The sequence below is a fragment of the Variovorax sp. MPBD4-3 genome, assembly GCF_058809745.1.
The window spans coordinates 1-3,492 of record NZ_JBXASW010000123.1 but is presented as its reverse complement, the minus strand read 5'-3'; the positions used below and the strand labels follow the sequence as shown (position 1 = coordinate 3,492).

Genomic DNA, 3,492 nt, shown 5'->3' with positions numbered 1-3,492 from the left:
TCGGGCATCGAGCAGATCAACCAGGCCATCACGCAGATGGACCAGGTGACGCAGCAGAACGCCGCGCTGGTCGAAGAGGCTTCGGCCGCCGCTCAGTCGCTGCAGCAAGAGGCGGGCAGCCTGGTGCAGGCCGTCAGCATCTTCAAGCTGGAAGCGGGCCACCAGGCCGAGTCCGGCGCGCGCGCCCAGGCATTGCCGGCCGCGCAGAACGACAAATCATCGTTGCCCGCCGTGCCGCAGCTCGCTGTGGCGGGCGCTGGCGACTGGCGCGAGTTCTGAGAGGAACGCGCCCGACGCGACAACCCACGAATCGGCTCCAGAGCCACAAGGAAAAATCATTAAAACTTTCTACAACTTCAAGATAGCCACCAAGCTGCTTGTGTCTTTCATCGCCGTCCTCGCGTTGACGGTTTGCGTCGGTGTCATCGCGGTGATGCAGCTGGGCAAGGTCCATGACATGTCGACCGAGATGTCGACCACCTGGATGCCTGCCACGCGCTCGCTGCTCGAAATGAAGAACCTGGTGTCGCGCTACCGCACCCAGGAGATGCAACACATCCTTTCGGGTTCCTACGACGAGATGGCCGCGTACGAAAAGGCGATGGACGAGACGTGGGCCAACCTGCAGAAGAACCGCACCACGTACGAGAGCCTCATCACCGAGCCGGAAGAACGCGAGATCTACCCGGAACTCCAGAAGCTGCTGAACCAGTACGCGGTCGAGCACAACAAGATCGTCGCGATCTCCCACACGCAGGAGAACGAGCAGGCGAACGCGCTGATCCGCGGCAAGTCGCTGCAGTTGACCCGCGAGATCAACACGATGCTCGACAAGCTGACCGAGATCAACGTGGCCGGTGCGACCCGCGCCGGCCAGACCGCCGACGGCGTCTATTCGCAGGCGCGCCTCTGGGTGCTCGGCCTGCTGCTGGGCAGCGTGGCGCTGGGCCTGGTGCTCGCGCTGTGGATCGCACGCATCGTCTCGCGGCCCCTGTCGGAGGCGGTGAAGGTGGCGCAGTCGGTGGCTGCCGGTGACCTGACCAGCCGCATCGAGGCACGCACGACCGACGAGACCGGCCAGTTGCTCGAAGCGCTGAAGGGCATGAACGACAGCCTCTCGAAGATCGTCGGCGAAGTGCGCATGGGAACGGACACGATCGCCACGGCGTCCAGCCAGATCGCCTCGGGCAACCAGGACCTGTCTTCGCGTACCGAGGAACAGGCGAGCTCGCTGGAGCAGACGGCTGCTTCGATGGAGGAGCTGACTTCGACCGTGAAGCAGAACGCCGACAACGCGCGGCAAGCCAACCAGCTGGTTGTGTCGGCCTCGGAAGTCGCGGTGAAGGGCGGCAGCGTCGTGTCGCAAGTGGTCGACACCATGGGCTCGATCAATGCATCGTCCAAGAAGATCGTCGACATCATCGGCGTGATCGACGGCATCGCGTTCCAGACCAACATCCTGGCGCTCAATGCGGCTGTCGAAGCCGCCCGCGCAGGTGAACAAGGTCGAGGCTTCGCGGTCGTTGCTTCCGAAGTGCGCAGCCTCGCGCAGCGCTCTGCAGCGGCAGCCAAGGAAATCAAGACCCTCATCGGCGACTCCGTGGAGAAGGTCGAAGAGGGCAGCAAGCAGGTGGAAGAAGCCGGCCGCACCATGGACGAGATCGTCGGCAGCGTGAAGCGCGTGACGGACATCATGGGCGAGATCACCGCGGCGAGCCAGGAGCAGACCTCGGGCATCGAGCAGATCAACCAGGCCATCACGCAGATGGACCAGGTCACACAACAGAACGCTGCGCTGGTCGAAGAGGCCTCGGCCGCCGCCCAGTCGCTGCAGGAGCAGGCCGGCAGCCTCGTGCAGTCCGTCAGCATCTTCAAGCTCGATGCCAATGCCCTGGCCACGCGCACGAGCTTCACGCGCCTGACGCCGATCCCCAGGCCCGCCGCCGCGGCCAAGCCTGCACCGAAGGGTCCGGCCAAGGCGCTCCCCTCGCGCCGCGAGCCGGGTGGCCGCCCCGCACCGCAGCTGGCCATGGCCGGCGACGCCAAGGGCGACTGGACTGAATTTTGATCTTCGGGTGTTCAACCTTGCCGCATCCGTGCCGATAACGAACCCATGGCGCCGCATCCCGCGGCGGGTTTGCTCCAGTTCCGAGAAAGAAGAAGCCAAATGAATTTGAAGAATCTGAAAATCGGCACCCGCCTGGGCTTCGGCTTCGCGGTGGTTCTGCTGCTGATGGCGGCCATCGCGGCCACGGGCATGCTGCGCCTGGGCAAGGTGGGCAAGGCCACCGAAGATGTGATGCAGAACGCGCTGGTCAAGGAGCGCCTGGCCAGCCAATGGTCCAACCTGCTCGGACCGGCGATCGCGAACTCGTTCGCGATGGTCAAGGCGACCGATCCCAAGGCGGTCGCTTTCTTCGAGAAGGCACGGGTCGACAAATCGGTGCTGATCAATCCGGTGCAGAAGAAGCTCGAGGAACTGCTGACCTCCCCGGAAGAGAAGAAGCTGTATGCCGAGGCGGCCGCTGCGCGCGGGGTCGCTGTGGTGACCATTGCCCAGATCAACAAGCTGAAGACCGAGGGCAAAGACGAGGAGGCCATGCAGATGGCCGACAACCAATGGGCGCCTTCGCTCGTCGTCTACGAAGATATCGTCGCCAGGCTCGCGGCATACCAGCGCGACCGCATCGACGAGCTGGCCAAGGGCATCGAGGTCGACCACGCGAACGGCGAGATCACGCTGCTGACCCTGTCGGTCATCGGCCTGCTGCTGGGTGCGCTGCTGGCCTGGCGGCTGACGCTGGGCATCGTGCGGCCCCTGGGGCAGGCCCTGCAGGTGGCTGAGACCGTCGCGGCCGGCGACCTGAGCACGAACATCAAGGTGGAAAGCCGCGACGAGGCGGGCCAGCTGATGCAGGCGCTGAAGAACATGAACGAGAGCCTGGCGAAGGTGGTGGGCGAAGTGCGTACCGGCACGGAGACGATCGCGACGGCTTCGGGGCAGATCGCCTCGGGCAACCAGGACCTGTCGTCGCGCACGGAACAGCAGGCAAGCTCGCTGGAACAGACGGCTGCGTCCATGGAAGAGCTGACTTCGACGGTGAAGCAGAACGCGGACAACGCACGGCAGGCCAACCAGCTGGCTGTGTCTGCTTCGGAAGTCGCGGTGAAGGGCGGCAGCGTCGTGTCGCAGGTGGTGGACACCATGGGCTCGATCAATGCGTCGTCCAAGAAGATCGTCGACATCATCGGCGTGATCGACGGCATCGCCTTCCAGACCAACATCCTGGCGCTGAACGCGGCGGTGGAAGCCGCTCGCGCTGGCGAGCAGGGCCGTGGCTTCGCGGTAGTCGCCTCCGAAGTCCGCAGCCTCGCACAACGTTCTGCAGCGGCAGCCAAGGAAATCAAGACGCTGATCGGCGACTCGGTGGAGAAGGTCGAAGAGGGCAGCAAGCAGGTGGAAGAAGCCGGCCGCACCATGGACGAGATCGT

The 3,492-nt window shown here is 64.5% G+C and carries 2 protein-coding genes and 1 pseudogene; all 3 read left to right on the top strand.

The window, feature by feature from the left end:
* Window positions 1–279, top strand: a pseudogene (locus AC1RVW_RS30690) (methyl-accepting chemotaxis protein); the annotation flags it as partial.
* Between the two features lie 58 nt (window positions 280–337).
* Window positions 338–2,068, top strand: coding sequence for a methyl-accepting chemotaxis protein (locus AC1RVW_RS30685; protein ID WP_493204496.1), 1,731 nt, complete (start codon window positions 338–340; stop codon window positions 2,066–2,068).
* 99 nt (window positions 2,069–2,167) lie between these two features.
* Window positions 2,168–3,492, top strand: a 1,325-nt coding sequence (locus tag AC1RVW_RS30680) for a methyl-accepting chemotaxis protein (RefSeq protein ID WP_493204494.1), incomplete at its 3' end; no start/stop codon positions are given.